The organism is Neokomagataea anthophila (assembly GCF_018122595.1).
GTDB classification, from domain to species: domain Bacteria; phylum Pseudomonadota; class Alphaproteobacteria; order Acetobacterales; family Acetobacteraceae; genus Gluconobacter; species Gluconobacter anthophilus.
The window spans coordinates 57,917-80,892 of record NZ_JAGRQH010000007.1; the positions used below are offsets into that span (position 1 = coordinate 57,917).

23 protein-coding genes are annotated in these 22,976 nt (G+C 48.1%); 1 reads left to right on the forward strand and 22 read right to left on the reverse strand.

What is annotated here, in order from left to right:
* Positions 1-13: 13 nt before the first annotated feature.
* The 3 genes from KB213_RS09695 to folD all read right to left on the reverse strand — a co-directional run bounded on the left by KB213_RS09695 (position 14) and on the right by folD (position 3,817).
* Positions 14-1,942: a M1 family metallopeptidase gene (locus KB213_RS09695; protein ID WP_211682700.1), complete on the reverse strand. Its 1,929-nt coding sequence runs from the start codon at positions 1,940-1,942 to the stop codon at positions 14-16.
* Between the two features lie 226 nt (positions 1,943-2,168).
* A complete protein-coding gene (locus KB213_RS09700) occupies positions 2,169-2,909 on the reverse strand; it encodes a methylenetetrahydrofolate reductase (protein WP_211682578.1) in 741 nt (246 codons plus the stop codon).
* A complete protein-coding gene (gene folD / locus KB213_RS09705) occupies positions 2,906-3,817 on the reverse strand; it encodes a bifunctional methylenetetrahydrofolate dehydrogenase/methenyltetrahydrofolate cyclohydrolase FolD (protein WP_211682580.1) in 912 nt (303 codons plus the stop codon). Before folD ends, KB213_RS09700 begins: the two co-directional genes overlap by 4 nt.
* Positions 3,818-3,903: 86 nt before the next feature.
* Here folD and KB213_RS09710 point away from each other — a divergent pair, with 86 nt between their 5' ends.
* A complete protein-coding gene (locus tag KB213_RS09710; RefSeq protein WP_346266701.1) occupies positions 3,904-4,968 on the forward strand; it encodes a threonine aldolase family protein in 1,065 nt (354 codons plus the stop codon).
* 43 nt (positions 4,969-5,011) lie between these two features.
* Here KB213_RS09710 and pgm read toward each other — a convergent pair whose 3' ends face one another.
* From pgm to KB213_RS09805, 19 genes are all read right to left on the reverse strand, one after another.
* Positions 5,012-6,661 (reverse strand): phosphoglucomutase (alpha-D-glucose-1,6-bisphosphate-dependent), encoded by a 1,650-nt coding sequence (gene pgm / locus KB213_RS09715; RefSeq protein WP_211682582.1) that lies wholly within the window; start codon positions 6,659-6,661, stop codon positions 5,012-5,014.
* Between the two features lie 159 nt (positions 6,662-6,820).
* Entirely contained in the window at positions 6,821-8,077 is a 1,257-nt protein-coding gene (locus KB213_RS09720) for a glycine-rich domain-containing protein (protein ID WP_211682584.1), read from the reverse strand.
* On the reverse strand, positions 8,077-8,760 hold the full coding sequence (locus KB213_RS09725) for a hypothetical protein (protein WP_211682586.1): 684 nt from the start codon (positions 8,758-8,760) through the stop codon (positions 8,077-8,079). The genes KB213_RS09720 and KB213_RS09725 overlap by 1 nt, the downstream gene beginning before the upstream one ends.
* Positions 8,761-8,763: 3 nt before the next feature.
* Complete coding sequence (locus KB213_RS09730) at positions 8,764-9,996, reverse strand: hypothetical protein (protein ID WP_211682588.1); 1,233 nt, start codon at positions 9,994-9,996, stop codon at positions 8,764-8,766.
* A 15-nt stretch (positions 9,997-10,011) separates the two neighbouring features.
* Complete coding sequence (locus tag KB213_RS09735; protein ID WP_211682590.1) at positions 10,012-11,151, reverse strand: baseplate J/gp47 family protein; 1,140 nt, start codon at positions 11,149-11,151, stop codon at positions 10,012-10,014.
* Positions 11,152-11,179: 28 nt separating this feature from the next.
* Positions 11,180-11,539, reverse strand: a complete 360-nt coding sequence (locus KB213_RS09740; RefSeq protein WP_211682591.1) for a phage tail protein — start codon at positions 11,537-11,539, stop codon at positions 11,180-11,182.
* Positions 11,536-12,120 (reverse strand): phage baseplate assembly protein V, encoded by a 585-nt coding sequence (locus tag KB213_RS09745; protein WP_211682593.1) that lies wholly within the window; start codon positions 12,118-12,120, stop codon positions 11,536-11,538. Before KB213_RS09745 ends, KB213_RS09740 begins: the two co-directional genes overlap by 4 nt.
* On the reverse strand, positions 12,120-13,166 hold the full coding sequence (locus KB213_RS09750; protein ID WP_211682595.1) for a hypothetical protein: 1,047 nt from the start codon (positions 13,164-13,166) through the stop codon (positions 12,120-12,122). Before KB213_RS09750 ends, KB213_RS09745 begins: the two co-directional genes overlap by 1 nt.
* A gap of 233 nt (positions 13,167-13,399) precedes the next feature.
* The gene (locus KB213_RS09755) at positions 13,400-14,284 is read right to left on the reverse strand and encodes a hypothetical protein (RefSeq protein ID WP_211682597.1); all 885 of its coding nucleotides are present in this window, start codon (positions 14,282-14,284) and stop codon (positions 13,400-13,402) included.
* A gap of 28 nt (positions 14,285-14,312) precedes the next feature.
* Entirely contained in the window at positions 14,313-15,059 is a 747-nt protein-coding gene (locus KB213_RS09760) for a hypothetical protein (protein WP_211682599.1), read from the reverse strand.
* 166 nt (positions 15,060-15,225) lie between these two features.
* Positions 15,226-15,540, reverse strand: a complete 315-nt coding sequence (locus KB213_RS09765) for a hypothetical protein (RefSeq protein ID WP_211682601.1) — start codon at positions 15,538-15,540, stop codon at positions 15,226-15,228.
* Between the two features lie 2 nt (positions 15,541-15,542).
* Entirely contained in the window at positions 15,543-15,968 is a 426-nt protein-coding gene (locus KB213_RS09770) for a hypothetical protein (protein WP_211682603.1), read from the reverse strand.
* Positions 15,969-15,970: 2 nt separating this feature from the next.
* On the reverse strand, positions 15,971-17,455 hold the full coding sequence (locus KB213_RS09775; protein WP_211682605.1) for a phage tail sheath protein: 1,485 nt from the start codon (positions 17,453-17,455) through the stop codon (positions 15,971-15,973).
* Positions 17,456-17,538: 83 nt separating this feature from the next.
* The gene (locus KB213_RS09780) at positions 17,539-18,507 is read right to left on the reverse strand and encodes a hypothetical protein (RefSeq protein ID WP_211682607.1); all 969 of its coding nucleotides are present in this window, start codon (positions 18,505-18,507) and stop codon (positions 17,539-17,541) included.
* A gap of 9 nt (positions 18,508-18,516) precedes the next feature.
* Positions 18,517-19,116: a hypothetical protein gene (locus KB213_RS09785; RefSeq protein WP_211682609.1), complete on the reverse strand. Its 600-nt coding sequence runs from the start codon at positions 19,114-19,116 to the stop codon at positions 18,517-18,519.
* Between the two features lie 11 nt (positions 19,117-19,127).
* Entirely contained in the window at positions 19,128-19,529 is a 402-nt protein-coding gene (locus tag KB213_RS09790; RefSeq protein ID WP_211682612.1) for a hypothetical protein, read from the reverse strand.
* Positions 19,530-19,584: 55 nt separating this feature from the next.
* Positions 19,585-20,964 (reverse strand): DUF4043 domain-containing protein, encoded by a 1,380-nt coding sequence (locus KB213_RS09795; protein ID WP_211682615.1) that lies wholly within the window; start codon positions 20,962-20,964, stop codon positions 19,585-19,587.
* A 64-nt stretch (positions 20,965-21,028) separates the two neighbouring features.
* A complete protein-coding gene (locus KB213_RS09800; protein WP_249110464.1) occupies positions 21,029-21,526 on the reverse strand; it encodes a phage scaffolding protein in 498 nt (165 codons plus the stop codon).
* The gene (locus KB213_RS09805; protein ID WP_211682617.1) at positions 21,523-22,959 is read right to left on the reverse strand and encodes a phage portal protein; all 1,437 of its coding nucleotides are present in this window, start codon (positions 22,957-22,959) and stop codon (positions 21,523-21,525) included. Before KB213_RS09805 ends, KB213_RS09800 begins: the two co-directional genes overlap by 4 nt.
* Between the last annotated feature and the right edge of the window lie 17 nt (positions 22,960-22,976).

Below are 22,976 nucleotides of genomic sequence, written 5' to 3' on the forward strand. Positions count from 1 at the left end.
GGTGACCGAGTCATTACGGATGAGCAGTAGATACTGCCAAAGTATTATCACTACGGTCCACATCCGGAATCATAACGTCCGGGTCCAAAGTTGCCGACACCACCTTTTTCTCTACCGGTAACGTCAACACCACAGCACTATCCTGACGCCACGTCTCGGTTGGAAGGATACGGTCACTCATCGTGCCATCTGCGTACTGCAAGCGCAGATGGACCGGCAGAGGCAAGTTACCATAATTCGCCACCCCAACTTTCACCTGACCATTTGTCTGCATTTTCAACATGGTAACAGCATAATCAGGGGCTGCATTCTCAAAATACCAGCCACGCCAAAACCAACCTAAATCCTCACCCCCTTCACTCTCCATAATCCGGAAAAAGTCTGATGGTGATGGATGACGATACGCCCATTCGGCAATATAGCGCCGGAACGCTGCATCAAAACGCTGCGGACCTAAAATCTGTTCTCGCAAGAGCTTTAATCCATATGCCCCTTTGAAATAACTTATAGAGTGACGATACGTTTCAGAAATATCATCAGCAGCCATCATCAATGAAGGAGCATGACTATCTTGTAGCACTGGCACTATGTCATGAGCGGGATTGCCTGTTTGCGGCGAAAATTCAGGATCTTTCTTGGGAGCAAATTCTCCGTGATTAAAGTGATCCGATGCATAAGCGTCAATAAAGGTATTAAAACCTTCATCCATAAAAGCATTACGCCGTTCATCTGTGCCAACAAGCATAGGAAACCAATCGTGGCCAATCTCGTGCGTCGTAATCCAGAATAATTCTGGATCGCGCTCATGCATGCCGTCAAAAACAATACCGGGATATTCCATTCCCGCACCGTAGCCTCCGACATTAATGGCATTAGGCCATGGGTAAACAAACCACTGTGACGAGAAATACTCAATTGCGTGCTTCACATAATCCGTTGACCGATCCCAACCATGAGGAGAAATTCCCTCACGCGGGTAAACAGACATCGCCAACCGAGGCTGCTTTGCATAACCAGGCCATGGTGAAACATCTGGTAAATTAATCCGCTCGGCATCCCACAAAAATGCCGGTGAGGTGGCAAAAGAAACATCTCGTGTATTTTGCATTGCAAAATGCCACGTTGCCTCACCACTCAATTTCTTATGACTGGAAGGAGTTGTTACATCATGCAAATCACGAATCAAGATTCGCTTTTCGCTTCCGGCCGCTTGTGTCAAGCGCGCCCGCTCTGTCTCAGTCAAAACATCAACGGGATTAAGCAAAGCGCCAGACCCCACTACCGTAAAGTTCCACGGAACCGTCACGGAGTAATCAAAATTTCCGTACTCTAAGAAAAATTCTTGCTCCAAATAGGGCAGTGTATTCCATCCACGCCGATCATCATAAACACTCAGACGTGGATACCACTGCGCCATTTCAAATACATCACCATCCTGGGCTTTAGAAACGGCGGTGCGCCCTCCCCATGTACCCGGAATAGTGTAATGCCATTGAATCCGAAAGTTGACTTTTTGATGTGGCAAAATCGCGTGAGACAGCTTTAACTGCAGACGAGTATCAGAGACTAAATATGCCTGCCCCGTTTCTATTCCACCACTCGTTTCACAAACTTTCTCTAATACCATTCCTTCAGATGTTTCCGAAGGCACAACACCCGCTATATTAGAGCGTGAATCTGCTCGATATCGATTTTGCTCAAGCTGTAACCACACAACATCCAAAGTATCCGGACTATTATTCGTATATGTAATAGTTTCATCACCATTCAACCGATGATGAACGGCATCCAGATGCGCTTTAATCTTATAGTCAACTTGATTTTGCCAATAATGTGGCCCCGGAACCCCGCTTCCAGCGCGATATACATTCGGCGCATCAGGCAGACTAAAAGGAGCAAAAATAGCATGTGGATCTGCAAGAGGCTTAGCAACAAGAGGCATAATATTGAGTATACCCACGGCACATAAAGACGTGCTGCTTAACACACGAGCATGTTTTTTCAGCCGCGAAGAAAGCTGTATAAAATAAGCCTGCATACTCAATCTTATCTTTTCATTTTTTGTTACCGATACCCTCTTTGAAAAAAGAGGCGAGCTCATGGGATATTTATCACATTAGCCCGCCCACGTATATCATTACGGTTTATTTATAAAGCGTATTATAATGCTATATCAGGTCTTCCAAACCACGCAAGTACGCCCCCAAATCAACACGTAAAGGCATAAGATAAGCATTATCTTCAGCCTCCCGAATAAGCGCCAACATAGTCCGGGCCAGCTTAATATTCCCATCCAGAGACAAGTCGTAATCCTGAGGAAAAACAATACGATTTACACGCGTCCAATACGCACGAGATTTCTCACCCAGAACAGGTGAAATCCCCCAAAAAACCGTTTCGTCACGCATCCAATCCATGCAAAGGCGCAGCATATTTACATCAAATAAGGGTTGCGTAAAAAAACCCTTCGCACCTGCATCTTTTTTACGCTTTACTTCCTCAAGTTCCTGCCACGGCGCACGGCGGTACGGATCGAACACCGCATATACATCCAAATGAGGCGCTTCACGCTTGTATCGCGCAATAACATCTACCGAACTCTGAGGATATGTTTTGTGCCCTTCTGGAGCAGGGTCACCCGCCACAACCAACACTGCCTTCAACTCTACACTATGAGCCCCCGGCAACGGTGCATCAGGGTCCACATCAATCGCACGAACATGTGGAATACTCTCTACCCCAGTTCCACCCACAACAGCTTCGGCGGCACGATAGCTCCGCACATCAAAGCGCAACAGATCTGGAATGTTCAAAAGATCCAATTGCGGCAGAATACGCCTAGAAAGAGCTACATCCTCTAACAAAGCCTCAAGAGTACGCGGAACCAGCTCTAAGGAAACCCGCGTCATGACGCGTCACCATTCTTCAACAGAGCCTGAGTAACTCGTGCCGCCTGAAGGGTATTATGTAGCAAACATGCGATTGTCATCGGCCCCACCCCACCAGGTACAGGCGTAATATGCCCTGCAACATGGCGCGCTTCATCAAAAGCAACATCCCCGACTAAACGAGTCCGCCCTTCGTGGGTCGGTACACGTGTAATCCCCACATCAATAACTGTTGCACCAGGCTTAATCCAATCACCACGCACGAGGCCATGCTTACCAGTAGCCACAACCAGAATGTCACCTGTACGTGCTAGACCTCGTATATCCTGCGTATGAATATGCCCGACCGACACTGTGCAGTTTTCTCGTAAGAGCAACTGAGCCATTGGTTTGCCCACCAAGTTTGATGCACCAATCACAACGGCATGCTTGCCCGTTAAATCCTTATGTACGGATTTCAACAGCATCAAACACCCAAGCGGAGTACATGGAACAATTCCATCCATCCCCAGCGCTAGTCTTCCCGCATTCACTTCCCCGAGACCATCAACGTCTTTATGCGGTGCGATAGCATTCGTCACAACTACAGGGTCAATCTGCTTAGGCAAAGGTAATTGCACCAGAACACCATGAATACGTGGGTTCGCATTAAGCTGGGCAATCAAATCAAGCAATTCATCCTGGGACGTACTCTCCGGCAGCATATGCATAAAAGAACGCATACCGGCACGGTGTGTCTGAATAGCTTTATTCTTCACGTACACTTCAGATGCAGGGTCATTACCGACCAAAACCACTGCCAAACCTGGCAGGGGGTTCCCTTGTTCAATGAAAGCTGCAACATCTTGACCGATCTTCTCGGTTAACGCGCGTGCAATAGCTTTACCGTCAATGAGTTGACCGGCCTGCTCTGAAGGATGGGTGCTCATAGGGGGCTCCGGATGACAAAAAGGCTAAGGATAGGTACGATAAAAACCCCGACCACACTTTCGGTCGCGATATCAAGGATGTTTCCGTGCCTGAGGACATACGCAAGAACTTCTCCAGTGACAACGTCGTTCGGGTATGCCCCGAAGTCATGCAAGCGCTTGTGGAAGCCAATAATGGCAGTGCATCCGCCTATGGCAACGATTCACATACGGACCTACTGAACACACGCTTTGGCGAAATTTTTGAAACAGAAGTGGCAGTTTTCCCCATTGTCACGGGTACTGCGAGTAATAGTCTCGCCCTTTCTGCCCTAGTCTCTCCCTTTGGATCTGTCATCTGTGACCAGGTCGCACATATCCAGAATGACGAAGGTGGCGCGCCTGAGTTTTTTATGCATGGCGCAAAAATCGTGACAGTCCCGTCTTCAAACGGACTCATGCAGGTTGATGTATTGCAAAAAACCATACATGAGAAAAAAGCAGCCGGCCTCCTTGCCCCCCCCATTCACGCACTCTCTTTAACGCAGACGAATGAATGGGGAATCGTTTACCAACCACCCCACCTCACCGCCTTAAGTGCTGCCGCTCATGCAGAAGGATTAAGCGTGCATCTAGATGGAGCACGCTTAGGAAATGCTATCGCCGCGCTAAACTGCACTCCGGCAGAGACTACATGGAAAGCTGGCATTGATGTCCTCACTTTTGGAGGGACAAAAAACGGTGCCATGGCCGCGGAAGCTGTAATCTTTTTCCTAAACGAGCGAACACGCCCCCATATTCAAGATTTTCAACGCCGCATTAAACGCAGTGGGCATTTATGGTCTAAACATCGCTATCTCAGCGTACAACTTCTCGCCCTTTTAGAAGGCAACCTCTGGTTACGTAATGCAGCACATGCCAACAGAATGGCACAACGTCTTAGTAACGGGCTAAAAAAACATCCATCTATAACCTTAGCTTATCCGACAGAAAGCAATGAGGTTTTTGTTACCCTACCAAATGCCACAATCAATACATTAGAAAAAGCTGGATTTGGTTTTTATCGTTGGCCAACACCACCGCACATAAGCGGGACGATGATCCGACTGGTTACAAGTTTTGATACTCGTGAAAAAGATGTGGATGCATTTTTATCCCACATATTTCCATAAGAAATATTGTGGAGGCTTCTCCCAGGAAGCCTCCACAATCACATCATAGCGCGACAAAAATTTGCGCAATAGCCGCCTGCGCTTCATCCTGAATAGCCTTCAGGTGCTCTGCACTTTTAAAGCTTTCAGCATAAATTTTGTACACATTTTCCGTTCCGGAGGGACGAGCTGCAAACCAGCCATTATCCGTCGTCACTTTCAAGCCGCCAATCGCAGCATCATTACCCGGCGCCCGTGTTAGCTTTGCCGTTACAGGGTCACCTGCCAATACATCCAACGGAAATTGCTCAGGTGACAATTTAGACAGCTTTGCTTTCTGCTCTGGGTCTGCCGGCGCATCAATACGCGCATAAAATGGCGTACCCAAACGAGCCGTTAGCTCATGATAATGAGCACTAGGGTTTTTACCCGTACGAGCCGTAATTTCCGCCGCTAAAAGATCAAGTACCAAGCCATCTTTATCCGTCGTCCATACGGAACCATCACGACGCAAGAATGTGGCTCCAGCGCTTTCTTCTCCGCCAAAACCAAGAGACCCATCCATCAAACCGGGCACAAACCACTTGAGGCCAACAGGAACTTCAACGAGCTTCCGGCCCATTTCCGCTGCTACACGATCAATAAGACCGCTGCTTACCAAAGTCTTCCCCACCCCTAAATCCGCCTTCCAATCCGGGCGATTACGGTACAAATACGACACTGCAACAGCGAGATAATGATTGGGATTCAGCAAGCCATCTGGAGCAGCAACAATTCCATGTCGATCCGCATCCGTATCATTAGCAAAGGCAACATCAAACCGATCCTTTAATTCGATCAGCCGTGCCATTGCGTACGGGGAAGAACAATCCATGCGGATCTTTCCATCCCAATCAGCCGTCATGAAACTAAACGTTGCATCCACAGTATCACTGACAATTTCAGCATTAAGACCATACTGCTCTACAATGCGTGGCCAATACCGGACAGCGGCTCCACCCAAAGGATCAATACCAATTTTAACTTGAGCATCCCTAATAGCGTCCATGTCGATAACCGACACAAGATCATCTACGTAGGGCGTTATAAAATCATAACCCTGAACACAGGTTGATTGGCTTGCTGTAGCAAACGGCAAACGGCGTACATCACGCAAACCATCTGCCAAAAAACCATTCGCCATATCTTGAATGGCGCGTGTAACAGCCGTATCGGCAGGGCCACCATGGGGAGGATTATATTTGAAACCGCCATCTTCCGGCGGATTATGAGATGGCGTGACTACAACACCATCCGCCAACCCCGAAACACGTCCACGATTATACGTTAAAATAGCGTGGGAAATAACGGGGGTAGGCGTATATCCATGCTCAGCGTCAATACGCAAATCAATTCCATGCGCCGCAAAGACTTCAATTGCGCTGCGCTGAGCTGGCTCTGACAAAGCGTGGGTATCAATCCCTAAAAAAAGAGGCCCATCAATTCCTTCAGCCTTACGATACCGACAAATTGCCTCACAAATCGCAAGAATATGATTTTCATTAAAACTGCCATGTAACGCAGTTCCACGATGACCCGACGTACCAAATGCGACACGTTGCGTTGCAACTGATACATCCGGTTTCAAACGATAATACGCCTCTATAAGAGCCGGAATGTCCGTTAAATGAGAAGCATCAAGCGGTTTACCCGCTAGAGGACTGATAGAAGCCATAGGTGCAGACATCCTTGCCAGATCCGCAGAAAATGAAACACTGATGTGTTTACTAATTGGCAAGAATGGCCCGATCATGCCGCAGTGTCCAGCAAGAGCGATACCTTATTGCTCTTGCTGGTAAGTATTTCAAAAAAATATCTTAATATTTTTCATTGATCAGGGCAAAAAACGATACAGTACACACCCTTGATAGCCTGCTCCCCCCAAAGAGGGTAAACCTTCTGTAGACACAGAATAGGCACCTCCACCGCCAGCTCCATAATGTGTCGCTGGACGCCCCCCTTGACTACCGCTACGGCCCGCACCACCCCACGGTCCAGAGCCACCACAGCCCGCAAACACTAAAGCACCACACTGCCCATCTGCACCGGTACTACCCGTTTGATTCCAAACCGTCCCTCCAGACGCACTACCACCACTACCGCCAGCAGATCCGGTAGGTGAATAAAAAGAGCCACCCTGCCCACCATTTGCCTGCAACAAGACACGCCCCTGATATGTCATCAGGGTCGTTCCACCCGTTTGACCACTACTGCCACCTTGTCCAATCGTCACCACCAACGGCGCACTATTAGAAGGGTCAACGGCATACACTCCCCAAGCATCCCCACCGGCACCACCACCACTACCAGATAAGGAACCATTAACACTTGTTGTGGTCGACGCCGCTCCTCCTCCTCCCCCTCCAATCACGCGCAATTCCACACTTGTAGCCCATTGTGGCACTTGTAACGATGTATTCGCGATCAAAAATTGAGTAGATTGCGTAACATCTGCTACCAAATTACGCGTCGCCATTTGAGGAATAGTAGGCCAGAAGACCTCCAGCGGTACGGCATGCAAGGCACTTAAATTTTGAACGCCACTCGGCACATTAATCGTATACAGTGCAACAACTACTCCTCCCACAGGAGCAGACGGCATAGACGTTGCAACAACAAACGACATTCCAGCCATACGACGCGTAGGCAAAGCCTGCCCTGTATTATTAGGCCCTGCCTGAGTTTGTAACGGATTATCGACGTTATAAAATGGTAAAACACTCGCATCAACGTCTTGCTCAGAACATACCGCATAAACTGTGAAATTTGCTCCCGTACTTAATACAGGAACATTCACATCAGACGCGTTGACATACTGCACTGTCACAGATGAAAAATCTGCCGGCAAACCGGCTCCCGCACCACCCAAATTAGTCGCGTCCATCACCCCAGAAGCACTAATAACACCACGACCAATCGTCAAAAACAAACCATCGGGTGAGGGTGTACAGGCCAAACCAGAAGCCGCAGTAACGCCAGCTCCAAAAACCATATCAGCTATGGTTCCTAAAGCTGCTTTACCGTAACGACCAACCCGCAAAATATCTGTATCCATAGGTACAGAACCAGGATAAACAAGTGCACGATCCATTATACTTCTACCTTCACCCAGCCAACAACACCCAATGCGACAACAGGCTGCAAAGAACGGCAAATCGCCTCTAAACTTTCTGCGTTACCTAACGATGTTTCGACAAAAAATTGTCCACTCTGTCCGCCATAACGTAGTCCAGAAACACCATACCCATACCCACCCCCACAAGATGGCTGCGCAATACTACCCAGTGCATGGCAATCTGCCGCGTTTATCGGCTCAATAATGGTTGGATCTTTTCCTGTTTCCGCAATCAAAACCGCCCGTACTGCAGCCCTTGTATTTCTAATCAATACAATGTTTTGGACAATTCTCTGCCGATAATTTACGTCACATTCTCGTAACTTACGCGGAAAGACACCTCGTCCAAAATAATCCTCAGCAATCATGTCTACAAAAGAACCTGTTGCTGTTTGCAAACGCGAACACTGGCGCAGCGCTCGTATCTGCTCCCACACACCAGAAAAAACACAGCCAAAGCCCTGTAATATAGCTGCCAAAACTGGTGCCGTTTCCTGCTCCCCATCATTAGGCGCATCAGGAAACCACCCCATCGGCAACAGCCGCCGAAAGCGAAGAGAAAAATCGTCTACAGAACCTGAAGAAGGCTGATTATCAAAAAGAGCTTTACCATCAGTACTACGCAATATTGAGTTATTTTGATCTCGCAATATACCCACAAATTATCCCCCCGCCTGCTCAACTGTCAAAAGAGGAATACGGTAATCTATTCCATTTACATTAAAGTGGAGAAAACCTCCTCCCGCTTGCGCAGGAATATTCCCTCCCACATTACTAACAGGCGACGTAATTTGCAGCTCCCCTCCAGGAGCAGGGTATAAACCTAAATTTGCTGAGCCCTGTGTTCCTTCTTGTACATAAATACCCGCCGCCTGCTGTCCATCACCAGGCTGAATTTGCAAAGTATTATTCGGATTATTTGTACTTTTTATAGAAAAGATTGAATTTCCGGAAATATTTCCAAAATAAACACCATTATCAACAAACTCTTGCCGTACACCACTCGTGCGGTCAGAGACCGTGGAACGTACAAAAGCCCCGACCCCACCCGACCCACTACCAGAAACCGGAGTATGCCACTCTATTCCCTGATTACGTGCCAAAGACATAGCTGATGCATAGCCTGCATCTTCTCCATCAGTGCCGACCAAAGACGTAGCACCAAAAACAATACCCGACTGCCATCTATTGGGGTTAGAAACAAAGGTGATACCAGCAGCGGCGTCAGATGTACCAGAAGTCTGCCCCCCTCCCACCCCCAGTTGAATACCATACACCCCACCACCAACATTTATAGAATAAGGAGTTGTCTCTCCAACGACAGGGCCGCCGAAATTAACTCCCTCCAACTCCATACAAAAAGTCGGCTGGTAATTTACCCCAGCCAACCTCCAGCCTTCGCCATAAAAAGCATAAGCTGTGGTCGTTGTTGGATTAGTGGTATCATCAGACACCGCCCAAGCTGAGACACCAATCGAACTCGGCTGAAACCCCAGTACACTCGGAGATTTTTTTGCATCAGAAGTACGTGATCCTGCAACAATAGCACTACTTCCAAACTGCGCTACCGACGCAAACTGTGCCCCTTGAAGAGCCCAAGGCCCGATAGACGTATTAGCCATCGTTTGTGACAACCAGTCATTATGAGAAGACTTGTCACGATCACTTAATGCCGGATTTTTAGCTGCATTGCCTACAAGAAGCCGATCAGAAAATCGATTAACAATAGCACCATTATCTTGATAAAACTCTCCACTCTCTTGCACATTGGCAGGAACACTAGCTAACTGCCCAGCAGTCGCCGTTACAGTCATAACACCAGACTGATCAGCCAGAACCAAAATTTCATCACCTGTTAATGATGAAATCCTTGGGTAATTATTAAATTTAGACATATTAATACCTAAAAATTAATTTTTAATTACATTAATAGAGATATTATCAACACTCAGAGACTGCGCCTCAAAAGGAGGAATATCTTCTTTTGTGCCGTTCAATAAAACATTAGATACAGATTTAACATCAATACCTGTTCCAACATAAGCCAGATAAGAAAGACGGCTATATGCGTACCCTGCCCCAATAGAGGAATTTATTATATCATGTCTAATCGCTTCTGAAATCGCCTCTTGTACCTCTTGCTCCGAAACAAGCCCCTGCACAGATACCGTCATAGAAATAGAAATCGGAAGCACTGTCGGCCCATGCACCGCAAACCCAACGCCCAATGCACGGACATTATCAATGGCACTATAAACATTTTGAAGTAACTGCTTTGAAGGCGCCCCACTGCCATCGTTAATAATAGCCGTAAAATACCCCGAACAAAAACTACCATCAGCAGCCCGACCATCTTCCAGGGTATAATTAAGACCATTTTGTACGTTAGTCACCGCACTGGCTATCGCCGCCTTACTTGCAGTCGCTTGAGCGGCCAACCAAAGTGGAAAACGTGCACGTAATTGTTCATCACTTTCAGCATCAAAGCCATTTGAGAAGGCCGCTTCATTAGTAACTGTATCAATACCAGCCACAGCAGTACCCATCAAGGATATAGCTCCAACATCAACGTTTCCAATAACTCCATATTTTTGGCAAACAACAGGAACATCAATACTTTCTTGACCGCGAGAGCGGACATACCCACCAATGCTACTGGACCAAGCAGGATGGGCTTCATTCCGGACAACCCCAAAAGATAAACCTGATACTGTACGGACCATAACACTCGGTAAAATTACCGCTGATTGAGCATCGGGCGTAAAGGACATCAAAGTCACAACTCCGGTAGAAGCAACGCCAGGTAATCGCGTCATACCAAAATCAGCAACGAAACTATCGCAATCATCTCCCGTCGAAGTTCCCAAACGGGTACGCTGTAATGCTTGTATCACCGCATACTGCAACCAAAGCCCAACTCCCCCAACAGCTTCCATTAAAGCCCTTGTTGGTGATCCAATGGAAACATCTACAATTTGAGCGCAGGAAGCCTGCACCGCAGTCAACGATGACGAAACCATCGTTGTAAATGAACGAAAATAAAACGGCATTACAATCTCCGTTGACGCGGATTTTACTTTAAATATTCTCTTTTAATAAAATTATATTACCACTTATTTTATCAAAATAAGAAACTACACACTGCACTACTCCACCCAAACCTTGAATAATACTCACTTCAATAGGTCGAGACGAATCAACACCCGCATCAGCTGCCAAACTTTGACGAATAGCCGCAGATATAACCCCCTCCTCGACAACATTACCAACCATACGGGGCAGTCCTGCTCCATAGTCATAATGCCACACATAACCACCAGAATTCGTCAAAATACCACGTAATACTCTCTGTTTTGTTGCCTCTTCTCCCGATACACATGCCAGACCTGAAGCAGAAATTTGTAGATCTCCACCGTATATATGACCTAAAGAGATCATAATGTAGGCCCTGTACTTTTTTGAGCCCCTACGAAATGACAATGATTATTTAAACTAAAACTCTCAGTTCGTATGTCTCCCCCCTGCACCTGCACTCCTTCGGAATTCACAGACAGCACAACCCCATCAACAGAAATTATTACTTCATTATTTTTTATAGAAAAACCTGAATTACCTACATTCATTTTCAATGAATCATCGGATACAAATATTGAGGCACCCAGAGAATTCTCTCCACCTGCCTGCATAAACCATTCGCCTGTCTGAACTACTCTATTCAGACCAGGCACACGTGGAGGAGATACCACCGCATCAAATAAAGCTCCCACAGCAATAAACTGTTCTGCATCTCCTTCTATAGGCAATAATACAACATGAGTGCCGATAGAAGATGGGCACGCAATTTTAAGGTCGCCTGATTGCACACCAGACACATCAGGCATCCAACCTGTCTCAATATTTTCAGGTTGCACACGTACTTTAATCGCATGGTTGGTCGGATCTACCGCAGACACAATACCAAAAACAGCGTGCGCCATCCGATTCATCTGCGCGGCAGCCAAAAGGCTTATATCATTCATTATGCCACCCGTTTTCTAACTGTAATATTCTGGATAAACCCATACTGCTGAGAAAAATGAGAAACCACACGCTCAATAGAAAAATAAGACGTCATACCTTCCAGCAAAAGAGCCACAAATTTCCTTGGCCTAAGCCCTATTAACCCCGGCACAGAAATCTCAGATGACACACTATGAGAAATTAAACGATTATACTTTGCACGCGCCAAACGTTTTAAATCTTCAAGTCTTTTTCCTGGAGTACGAAAGCTATAAATTTTATTATTACCTTCTGCTATACTCTGAGAAAAAGAATTTCCATCATAATAAACATGTGTACTCACACGCTGCCTAGAATCCCATGAAGAGAAAAATACTATAATTCCTTTATTTAAATTAACATCAGACGATAAAACCCCATGACAAGATGCCTCACGAAAATCAAATATCTCATCATTTTTCTGCGGAGTACCATGGATCGGCCGACACATAATTTTCTGGCCATCTGCATACACATCACAGGACATATCTCGAGCAATGTCAAAAATAATATCCGCACCAGTCTGAAAACGATGCTGAGATAAAAACAGATTCCGCTTATGCTCAATTTGCCAGAATTGACCACACATTTTATCATCAATTTGATCTGGAAATTCCACATCAATTTCCAACCCAACCTTCTGCGCTATAATAGAAAAAATATCTCGACTATTATAATTTGTCCAACCATCCTGTATTCTAAAATCAATTAACGATGAAATAGCATCACGACATTCAAACTCTATATTACTTTTTCCATACCAACGTCGTATATAATCAACACGACCTTCAAAAATATTATTCCAACAATTGGATTTATTTATATCTCTGATCTGTAAAGTCAACCATGGAGATTTTACAAAATCATTTTGATACCATTGTGATTTTTTTGATGTCTTTAAGACGCACGATATCACCGCAACATCGGATGTCTCATAACGGCTAGCATCTATCTCAAACTCTAAAACAGATAATTCTTCATCTGCTTGACCATCCCATAAAATACGGGTCTCAAATTTACGTATCATACGAACAAAACTTCAGGAGGGAGCCCTGTATTTATACCCATCGACTGAGATGGAATTTTTATTTCTACATTTCCTTCAAAATTACTTAAATTATAATCTGTGAGTTGATTAATTTCTAAAATTTTCCACCAAAAAAATGGGTCATCACAATACTTCGCTGCCAAATGAAAAAGTGAATTATCTTCGGGTCCGATGTAAATATTTTTCATACCAACTCACAAATAAAAAATTTCTTACGCCCCTCGCATGTTACCTATACGAGAAAGAGCTCTCTTTACTTGTAATGATGCGTCAACCGCAGTACTTTCTAAGCCAGCATGTACATTAGCTAGCCCCAAAGCACCCATATTATTAATCAATAACGTATCAAGCTGATCGCCTGTTTCACCAGCCAGAGACGTGAGTTCTCCACCTGCAACGCCCAGCTGCTCCCCAATACGCTGTAGCGCTACAGTAGACTCCCCCCAGTTTTGGCTAGCCTGCGCAATAGATTGAACCTTCGATATAGCATTCATTACCCGACTAACGGTCCCACCTGCCCCAAGCATTGCGGCAACAGGCATAATCTGCGCAGCAACCGTACCCATTTGAGACGTTAAATTAAAAGCATCTCGTATAGGTCCTGAAATCACAGATGAAAGCAAATTCTCTACCTTATCTATATTTTCTCCGAACAATTCAACATCACTCGTGGACTCGTGTGATGTCGCTGAATGAACGGCCTCTAATGTCAAAGAATAAGTACAGAGAGCACCTTTATCTTCATAACGATACGAAAATTCTGAAATAAAAACAGATAATGACAAACCCGCAGCTGAGAACGAAATTGCTTTACCTACATTACGCATACGCTCAATAGACTGAGCTCTCGCCTGAGCTCCTCCACCGAGAAAGCGACCACGCAACTCCAAACGCCCCGGGTCATTACCTAATGCATCAATGATACGCTGACCGCCTGGCAAACGATGAATTACCATCATCTGCCTCCCACCAACCTGCAAGTAATCCGGAACCTCAATACCAGTTAGAACTACATCCCCCAAAATCACAGGTGAAGAGGAACCAATTTTTGCCATTGCACCAATGGCATTGCCTATATTTGAGAGAGTTAAATCCATAAATTCCTCTCAATATATGAATATTTTATTATAGATAACCTACACTTAATCCGGGATATTGAGGCGAAGACATTTCATCTACCCCCCCCGACCGGCGACGCAATGCTAAGCGCTGCGTTGCTCCTCGAGTGCTACTCTCTGCACAAGATACTCCCTCCTGGGGCATAAATAACGATTTATTCTGCTGTACGCTCTGGCTCTCTCCCCATCGTTGATACTCATCCATGACACTTCCGGTTTGGTATTGTTTTGACAAACACCCTCTCGCCTCAAAAAAACTATGTTTTTTCTCAACACTAGATGGTGCCGGCACAACAGAGTGCCTGTATTTTTGCTTTTTCATCAACACCTGCCGAGCAGGAGAAATGTTAATCGGACGATTATAACTCTGAAAATTATTAAGAACATTTTTCTTTAAATGCTGCGTAGAACCAAATTCAGAGGGTGGTATTTTTTCACCCAACAACGTACAAACATGATTATTTGATGCATTGTTTTTTTTATTTTTATGCTCAACATGTACGTGATGATTTTTTACAGGAAAAGCATCGTTATTTTTTAATATTTTTCTTTTAATATTCGGTAAACGCCAAGGGCGCATCATCTCTCCAGAAACCATAGTTTCTGATTCGATATGACATTGATGCGCATTGGGTCTTAAGAAAAAAAAATGCGGTACATGCGACAAACGCGCATACCTCATTTTACCCTCCAAAATACCACGCACTAATGCCCTGGGCCTAAGACGAGTACCCCACCATTTCTGTATTTTCATGATTGCTCTCGATAACACAGAGCATCCCAGTCAAAACAGAAACCCTCACGTTCCGCCGTTACCACACACGCCGCCATACGCCGCGCACGCGACCAAGATGTCACCTGATCCCACGGCACCCCCACCTTCAAAAGATACAAAATCTCTTGAAAATCAGGGTGCCTACTCAGTTTTTTGCAGTAACTTTTAGCGCCTCTTGATCCCCCACCTCTTCAAAAAGAGGCTGAAGACCAGCAAGTCCGCTTTTCCCCAAACGCCGCGCCAAATCGCGAATTTCATCTTTCGTCACGGGCATCTGCACCGGCACACCATCAATCGCCGTCACGGAACAAATCATTTCCGCATAACTCAACCATGCCCCCGCAGCGGGACCATTAACTGTCGCACCTGCAGCCTCAATCAAATCCAACATATCTGCCGGGTCCAACTCTCGCAGGGAGAGCTTACGTCCATCTTCTAACGTGATATCTTTGGGCAACATTTTTACGAAACCTTTGTACGTGTTGACGCAAAAAACTGCACCGTCTGATGCATCATCTGATCCGACTGCCACGGATCATTTTTCAATTTGATGGAAACATTTGTATATTCCCATGTACTGGTCGTCCCATCCGGTTCAGAGACGTATTGATAAATCGTCCCCGCTCCAACCGTACCAGCATTCCAATAAGCAGCTTCAATCGCAGCGACCAAATTATCCAAAGCAGCCGAAGCGCGTGCAATTTGAAACGAACCACGCCAGCCATCTGGAACATTAAATTCCATTGGCACACCATTAAGTGGATGTGCTCGCAGCGCCTGCGTTTCTTGTGAGGCACCAAAAGACGTCACATCCCGCAAATCAATCCGTTCACCATTCCACAACACCGTGATGCGGCAATCACGCCCAATACTGTAAGGATTGGCCATACTTAAATACTCCCACCAAGGGTGGACACACTTACCGATGACCCACCTTGTAAATTCACAATAAATTTCTCATTGATACCTTGGTAGCGCACCGCAATATCTGCCTGCACATAGCCCAACGCCGTACGTGATTGTGGATTGTTAGTCGCGTCACACACCACACTATACGGTAGATCGCCCCCCTGACGGCCCAGAATACCCTGCGCCAAAAGAGAAGACAGAAAACCCAAGAGAGTCGCTCGAATATCGCCAAACAAGGTATCGTTAATCACCTGACCAACATAGCGCCCCATACCTCCTGCTAAGGAGGCCGCCAGATAATTGGTCAACCGCGTATAGGCATCACCATTAACAACATTCTTGCTCGAGCTATTATGCCCACAACGCACAGCCCAATACGCACCACCTGGAGCTGGATTACAAATAACATCCAATCCAGCAGTAAACAGCGCTGAAAGCTCAGCAGAGGAGTAACTCGTACTCCCACCATTCAAACCTGCTTTCTGACTACCAACAACCCCAGAAAGAGGCTTATTCAAACTCGATTTCTCAGGCGATAACGCCGCAAGTATGCCACCCGCAAAAGCCTGCGGACTCACAAGCATCATGCCATACGTATCATCATTCCAATACAACCAATCGCCGAACATTAACTTCAGCGCCACACTATCCACACCACTCGCCGCCTTCACAGCAACAGCATTAGACACTGTGTCAGACACCTGCGTCGCGGCAATCATATAAACGCCTTCGCTCAAGCCAAAAGCTGCCTGCGCTGCCCACAAAGTGCTATCCGTCACACCCTGTAAAAGCCCAACAGAACAACTTTGCCCACGCAAAGCATACAAGCCAGTTCTAACCGCCCCATCTTGCCCAACAAACGCCAGCGAGGATGGGACACCACCATCACTACCACCAGACAATACAGCACTACCAACAACCAGTGCTGGCACCGTAGCGGGCAAGATAACTTTGATCAGTGCCGATAAATCCTGCGCTACTGCCGCTTGAAGGCTAGGCCAGTCTGCCCCTGCATAACTCGCCGCACCCAAAACAGGATGTGACACTGAAAGAGCGAACCCATTCCCAGTCACCGTTACCGCGGCATTAATCGCATTCCCCACGGACCCAGTACATACAGCCTGAAGCGTTACACCCTCAAAAGTAGCCGCTGCCGCACTATCACTGCCATCCGTCACACGCACAACAGAGAAAAAAGACGCCCCCTGCATCGCCGCAATGTTCAGCGCCACACCAGCATCCGTAACCCGCTTCTGTTTTGGGCCAAACGCTGCCGCATAATCCGCCATGCTGCCCAACGTCACCGGCACCCCAACGGGCCCCCACCCCGCCGTCCCCACAATACCTAATTTAGACGATGCCGCACCCGCCAACGACAAAGCCTGCGGCTGTGCAATTTGCACATATAAATTTGGAACCGTCAGCGCCGTCGTATTCAGCGTCCCAGCCTGATAAATCAGAGACATTCTGCTTCATTCCCAAAACAAAAAAACCTCCACCCAAAAGGCAGAGGTTTTACACATTAAAAACTATACTCAGCGAACGACGGTCAATCGCTTACAGCACTCACTGTTCCAAAAGCATCCACAACCAAACCGGGGTAAATAGCTTTCCCTGCCTGCTGCATTTCAGCATTTTTCATGGACTGCAAAGCATGCTCCACCACTGCCGTATTAAACCGCGGTACATGCTCTCCCCATCCTTCAACGGAACCATGATCAAACTGCCCACCGCCAAATATTAATTCTGACGACCACTGCACTTGTTCCGCATCAACTTGAATATCGTAGAAATAATCACGCCGGAATAAGGTTTCATTTTGCATCGTATCGACATCTTCAACGCCCGCAAAACGAATTTGACCCTGCCCACCATCAATTAAAGGCAACCAACTCATATCGGCCAAAGCCGTATCCACGACGTCCCCAAGTACCTCACGAACAGATGCATCCGCCGTCCAAATAGACACCCGATAACGCTGTATCTGGCGCCTTACCGTCCGAACAGATTCACCATATCCACTCACACGCCCCAACAAAGTACATTCAGGCACGGACAACATCGCCCCATCGACCGTCGCCCCACTCAATTGAGACGCCAATGCCTGCGCAACAGACCCCGGCGTATCACCAGCCATCACCGCGCTCGCAGCAGAACGTCCATCCTCAGCCCAAAGCCCCACCACGCCAGTCGGCATATCACCAGTAGGAAAGGTAACCTGAACTCGTCCACCACTCATCTGAACAACGCCAACCGTCGCCGCAACACGTCGCCGGACTGTCCATGGCCTCCCCAAAGGCTCCGGCAATGTCTGCGTATTACGCGGCACCATCGTAATGGTCAGATAATCAACATTATTGCGTATTCCCTGCACCGCAAACATATCGTTCGGCAGTAACCACCCACGCCGAATAATAACCTGCCGCCCCGTCACACTTTCTGCATGCAAACCTTGCGGATAAGTCACCTGAGCACATTGATAGGCCAAAGCTTGACCGACCTGCGATAGACCCGCCATCTTTCCCCCTCAAACCTGCTGCAACGACAATACGCAGCGGAATCCCCACGCTGATTTTTCTGCTGAGTTAATCGTATATGTCGCACCATTATCTGACGTTACCGTCATATAAGGGCGCAACATAATCCCCGGCAAATGCGGTAAATACAACACGAATTGCCCAGGCCGAGCCGAGCCCGGCATACCACTCTGCGCACTCTCCCCTTTAGACCGCAAAATAATAGCCGCGGGGCAGCCTGATACGACCATCCCACTGCCACCGCTCACCGCACTCACACTGACAATCTGATCACAAGCCACACACAAGGCTGGCGTGCTGACATCAACCGCCGCCACAAAAAAATTCTGACCACCACATGTCAGAACATCACCAACCCGAGTATCACTCAACCGATCAGACAAAACATACCGTGCAACCACCCCCCATCCCGCAGGCTTTACACCAGAGAAAGATGGGTCCACATCAAACGCTAACATGGGAGACGCATACGGCACTGTCAGCGCAGACATCCCATCCGTCGGCCTGTACTGCACCCCAGACCGCCCCAAAATTTGAGCTGCCTTCGCATAACCACGGCCTAATTTTAACGCCAAAAGATCAGATCGCACGCCGTGTCCCCTCAAATGACAACAGCACGGCCGTCCTGCAACTCAAGTCCGCCAGTAACCCCCAGAAACGCACATAACCGCCTACGCCAAACCGTAAATAACGCCATACGATCTTGTACTTCCCGCGCATTATGCGTCCAACTCGCCGCCTGCGCAGTATCCAGATTATCTGATGCACCCAATACCGCTTTTTCCAACGGATAAAGCTGCGTCAAATACAAACGTACTTGCTGCAATTCTGCCGCAGACAAGTTTTGTATCCTCCACTCTAACGCTCCCTCGACTTCGAAAAAGCGCCATGATTCTTGGCCTGTATTCAAAGCCCCAATCGCCGGATACCCACAAAAGCGGCGCACATCCATTTTCTCGCTATCCGTCAAAATATCGACCGACAGACCCAAAGATTCAGACATACCCACCTCACATTAAAAAAAGGCAGTGCTCAACACACCGCCTCTTCCGTCCACCTTAGAACGTTAGCCCCAGAGCATCCGTACCCAAACTCTCGATCACAACACCACGTTTCAAATACGCATTCGTTGCGGTCGGAATAACATTCACATTAGCCGTCACATCAGTCGGCAACGCAAAACCACCAATCCAATACCAAGATTGCGCAATAATCTGACGCAAACGATCCAGCGGCTCACGCGTCACCATTGCAACACCATCCACCATCTCAATCAGCGCACGCTCGGCATCCGGAATGTCCGAATGCCCCGTCAAAGCACAATCCCCTTCGATCAATGCGCCTTGCCCCAACAACAGCGCACGATGAATCGTGCCCGCCCCCAAAGAAGCCTGCTGCGGCGCTTCAGTCGTCGGAATAAATCGTACACCCAGCAATTCAATCACTTGGCCAGAACGATACTCTTCCGAACCATAAGCACCACGATAAAGCTGCTTAAAATCATCATCACGGAAGAGAGACAGAAGCTGTAGATCATCCAAATAACAATGATACGCACCATTAATCATCGGTACGTTATTACGACGCAACGTCGCCACACCCGCCAGAACCTGCTGTAGACCCAGCGTATCCGCCAGCCCCTTCGCGCTCGCCGTCTGCAACGCTGCCGTCGTCAAACGACCATTAGGGCGAATAACCATAGGCGCCGTCGCCGCAACAACAGCCTGACCCGCCGTACCATCCGAAACCGATACATTCGCCGAGAATTGCAGAACACCCGACACACCACCCGGCGCGGTGGACACATTCACTGCATCTGGAACAACGGCAATCAACGTGTACGAACCCGCACCAACCGTCACCGTCATGCCGCTGCTCGTACCGACCGGAACGACCTGACCGCCGAGAATAACCGACTGGAAACCACGAACATCATCAACTTGCACAGCCGTCGCAGCGGCACCTAGCGTCGTAATAACACGCGTATTACCGCCCAGATAACCACCTACACCGCCCGGCGCGCCACCAAACAATGTGTTCCGAGCCAGACGATCCAAAGACTGCATCGCCTGAATACCGTTCGTATTCGCATTCGCCAAAAATTGTGACGCAATCCCAACACCGGACGTCACCATATTCAGGTCAATCGTATCGCCATACTGGTTAATCCCCAGCGTATATTGCTCAATCGACCAACCTGATGGACTCATACCATTATCAAAATTCGTGTTCGCCGTTGGGTTCATCGGCGTCGTCACTGGCGCTTTCAAACTTTTACGCGTCTTCGTCAGCGTTTCACCAATAGCGTTCGGAAAAACCTCTCGATCCGCCACCTGACGAAAACCCAAACGAGATTTCAAACCGTTCTCGAACTCACGAGCCAGAAAACCTTGCTGAATTGCGGCCTGAAGCTGAACTGGAAAATTATCAATGCTCATAAATATACCCCGTAAAATACCGCGCCAAACACACGTGAAATTGTTAAATCCGTCAGAAATTTTCTTAAGAACGCGCTAAAAACTGCCACTTACGCGCTTCATAGTCCGAACTTGATGCCGAACGCGCATCAAAAGGCTCAAGCCCCCCAGGGCGCGGCGCTCCATGCGCCATCGTCGTACCCAGAGCCACACCCGGCCGTACCTGCTCACCAAACAAATATGCCCGCTCACGCCGAGCATTTTCTAAAGCTTCTGTCACACCAATAACGGCACCACCATCATCACGCCGCACACCACTCACATCAAGCAAACGTACAACATCATCCGGGTTATGCGCCCCCATCCGCATCGCCTCTGCACGCAAAGCCGCAGTCACAACCTCACGATTGCTCTCCGTCTTCACACGTAACAAAGCTTCTTCATGCGTCCGTGTCATAGCGTCTTGGCGCGCCAACAACGCATCCATCTCACCACGCATAGAGTTTACTTCATTTTGCGCAGCTTCCAACGCTTGCCGCAGCGCATCATCGCTTACGGATTTCTCTCGAGAATTCGACATCATTTCCTCATCGAATTAAAAGCACCCGTAGATGCAGAACACCGCTCAAGCGCAGCCCACTCCAAGCCGGGATCTGGATGACCAGACGCCGTAGCGAACATTTTCGCCGCCGTTTCCCGGCTCACAATTCCGTTCGACACCGCCGTGACCAAGCCCTGAGCCAAAGCCTGAAGCTCCTGATCAGCAACTGGAAACCATGGCGGCCAACGTAAACTCAACCGACACAGCGGCAGGTCCTTGACCAACACACCACCCAGCCGCAACCCATTGTCCAACACCTGCGAAAAACGGCACGCCATCCGGTACACTTCAAGCAAAGCCCCCTCGCCATAAGAATGGCGCAGCCGATCCACCAGCCAAATCAAAGGCTGGCACATCAGCTCCATCGCTCTCCCCGATTGCACTCCGGACAGTCGATCACCATGCGCCCGATTGCCGTGCAGTTGCTCCAACACAATCTGGCGCAATTCCCGGTAATGATCGAGCACCGCTCCCGCTGCACTGCCATTAATTTCCAACAGCTTCGCATCACCTTCTGGCGGCAAAGTCAGCGCCGCCGCTGCCCCACCTTGATGCGCAACCCCCTCAGCCAAACCACCAGTTTTCAAGACAAGCGTCGGGTCAGAACCGTATTTCAGCCCCCGCCCCGCCTGCGAAAGCAGATAATCCGCCTCAATAACCGTATCAATGGCCCGCTCAAACGTGCACTCACCTTCTGGATCACGCCCAGAATGCACGCCCAAATTTCGCATCCATACGATCGGAACAAACCCCAACCCATGATGCACAGAGCGCCGCTCATCACGCGCCCCACCATCCATCCCCACCATCCAAGGAACGGACACAATACAATCCATCGGCGTCCAAATGCGCTGCCACCAGAACTGCGCACCCAACAAATCCTGAGCAATCGGATACCCCTGCGCCGCTAAATCACGCCCATAAACCAAAAAGCGCTCTTCAACCCGCAGCAGCTCACCACTGGCATCATCCCAAAACGGTGTTAAATACGCCGTATCCAACACTGATAATCTCGGCACCCCAGCAGATACCTCAAACAGCATCGCCACAGACCCAACAGAGCCCAACGTCGCCGCTTCCATCATCAAAGACGCCAACCGCGTCTGAGACGCAAACATCCCCATGGCATCCGCCACACGCGGATCATCCGCCACCAAACTCGGCCAATGTGAGTCACCAAACAAAAGCGACACCGCATCATCCACAACCGTCCGACACATATTCGTCCGCACAGCAGGACGACGGTTCGAAAGCGGAATATACTCTCCCGCCCCAGAACGCTCCTGCGCAAAAGGATACGATAGCGCATCATATTGCGTACCATCCAACACACGTCGAAGCGCCAGCAAACGTGCCGTGCGCGCCGAAGCACCTGTCGGCACAGCATAACGCTGTTGCAGGGACAACCAGTCCATGAGCTCTCCAATTTTGA

What these genes read in the sequence shown, in the direction of transcription:
- KB213_RS09805 (WP_211682617.1), bottom strand. Translation starts at nt 22,959, where the DNA reads ATGGACTGGTTGTCCCTGCAACAGCGTTATGCTGTGCCGACAGGTGCT.
- pgm (WP_211682582.1), bottom strand. Translation starts at nt 6,661, where the DNA reads ATGGCTTCTATCAGTCCTCTAGCGGGTAAACCGCTTGATGCTTCTCAT.
- KB213_RS09790 (WP_211682612.1), bottom strand. Translation starts at nt 19,529, where the DNA reads ATGTCTGAATCTTTGGGTCTGTCGGTCGATATTTTGACGGATAGCGAG.
- KB213_RS09700 (WP_211682578.1), bottom strand. Translation starts at nt 2,909, where the DNA reads ATGACGCGGGTTTCCTTAGAGCTGGTTCCGCGTACTCTTGAGGCTTTG.
- KB213_RS09800 (WP_249110464.1), bottom strand. Translation starts at nt 21,526, where the DNA reads ATGATGTCGAATTCTCGAGAGAAATCCGTAAGCGATGATGCGCTGCGG.
- KB213_RS09730 (WP_211682588.1), bottom strand. Translation starts at nt 9,996, where the DNA reads ATGTCTAAATTTAATAATTACCCAAGGATTTCATCATTAACAGGTGAT.
- folD (WP_211682580.1), bottom strand. Translation starts at nt 3,817, where the DNA reads ATGAGCACCCATCCTTCAGAGCAGGCCGGTCAACTCATTGACGGTAAA.
- KB213_RS09750 (WP_211682595.1), bottom strand. Translation starts at nt 13,166, where the DNA reads ATGATACGTAAATTTGAGACCCGTATTTTATGGGATGGTCAAGCAGAT.
- KB213_RS09735 (WP_211682590.1), bottom strand. Translation starts at nt 11,151, where the DNA reads ATGCCGTTTTATTTTCGTTCATTTACAACGATGGTTTCGTCATCGTTG.
- KB213_RS09695 (WP_211682700.1), bottom strand. Translation starts at nt 1,942, where the DNA reads ATGCCTCTTGTTGCTAAGCCTCTTGCAGATCCACATGCTATTTTTGCT.
- KB213_RS09745 (WP_211682593.1), bottom strand. Translation starts at nt 12,120, where the DNA reads ATGAATGATATAAGCCTTTTGGCTGCCGCGCAGATGAATCGGATGGCG.
- KB213_RS09765 (WP_211682601.1), bottom strand. Translation starts at nt 15,540, where the DNA reads ATGTTGCCCAAAGATATCACGTTAGAAGATGGACGTAAGCTCTCCCTG.
- KB213_RS09755 (WP_211682597.1), bottom strand. Translation starts at nt 14,284, where the DNA reads ATGGATTTAACTCTCTCAAATATAGGCAATGCCATTGGTGCAATGGCA.
- KB213_RS09720 (WP_211682584.1), bottom strand. Translation starts at nt 8,077, where the DNA reads ATGGATCGTGCACTTGTTTATCCTGGTTCTGTACCTATGGATACAGAT.
- KB213_RS09760 (WP_211682599.1), bottom strand. Translation starts at nt 15,059, where the DNA reads ATGAAAATACAGAAATGGTGGGGTACTCGTCTTAGGCCCAGGGCATTA.
- KB213_RS09775 (WP_211682605.1), bottom strand. Translation starts at nt 17,455, where the DNA reads ATGTCTCTGATTTATCAGGCTGGGACGCTGAATACGACGGCGCTGACG.
- KB213_RS09795 (WP_211682615.1), bottom strand. Translation starts at nt 20,964, where the DNA reads ATGAGCATTGATAATTTTCCAGTTCAGCTTCAGGCCGCAATTCAGCAA.
- KB213_RS09770 (WP_211682603.1), bottom strand. Translation starts at nt 15,968, where the DNA reads ATGGCCAATCCTTACAGTATTGGGCGTGATTGCCGCATCACGGTGTTG.
- KB213_RS09740 (WP_211682591.1), bottom strand. Translation starts at nt 11,539, where the DNA reads ATGATCTCTTTAGGTCATATATACGGTGGAGATCTACAAATTTCTGCT.
- KB213_RS09780 (WP_211682607.1), bottom strand. Translation starts at nt 18,507, where the DNA reads ATGGCGGGTCTATCGCAGGTCGGTCAAGCTTTGGCCTATCAATGTGCT.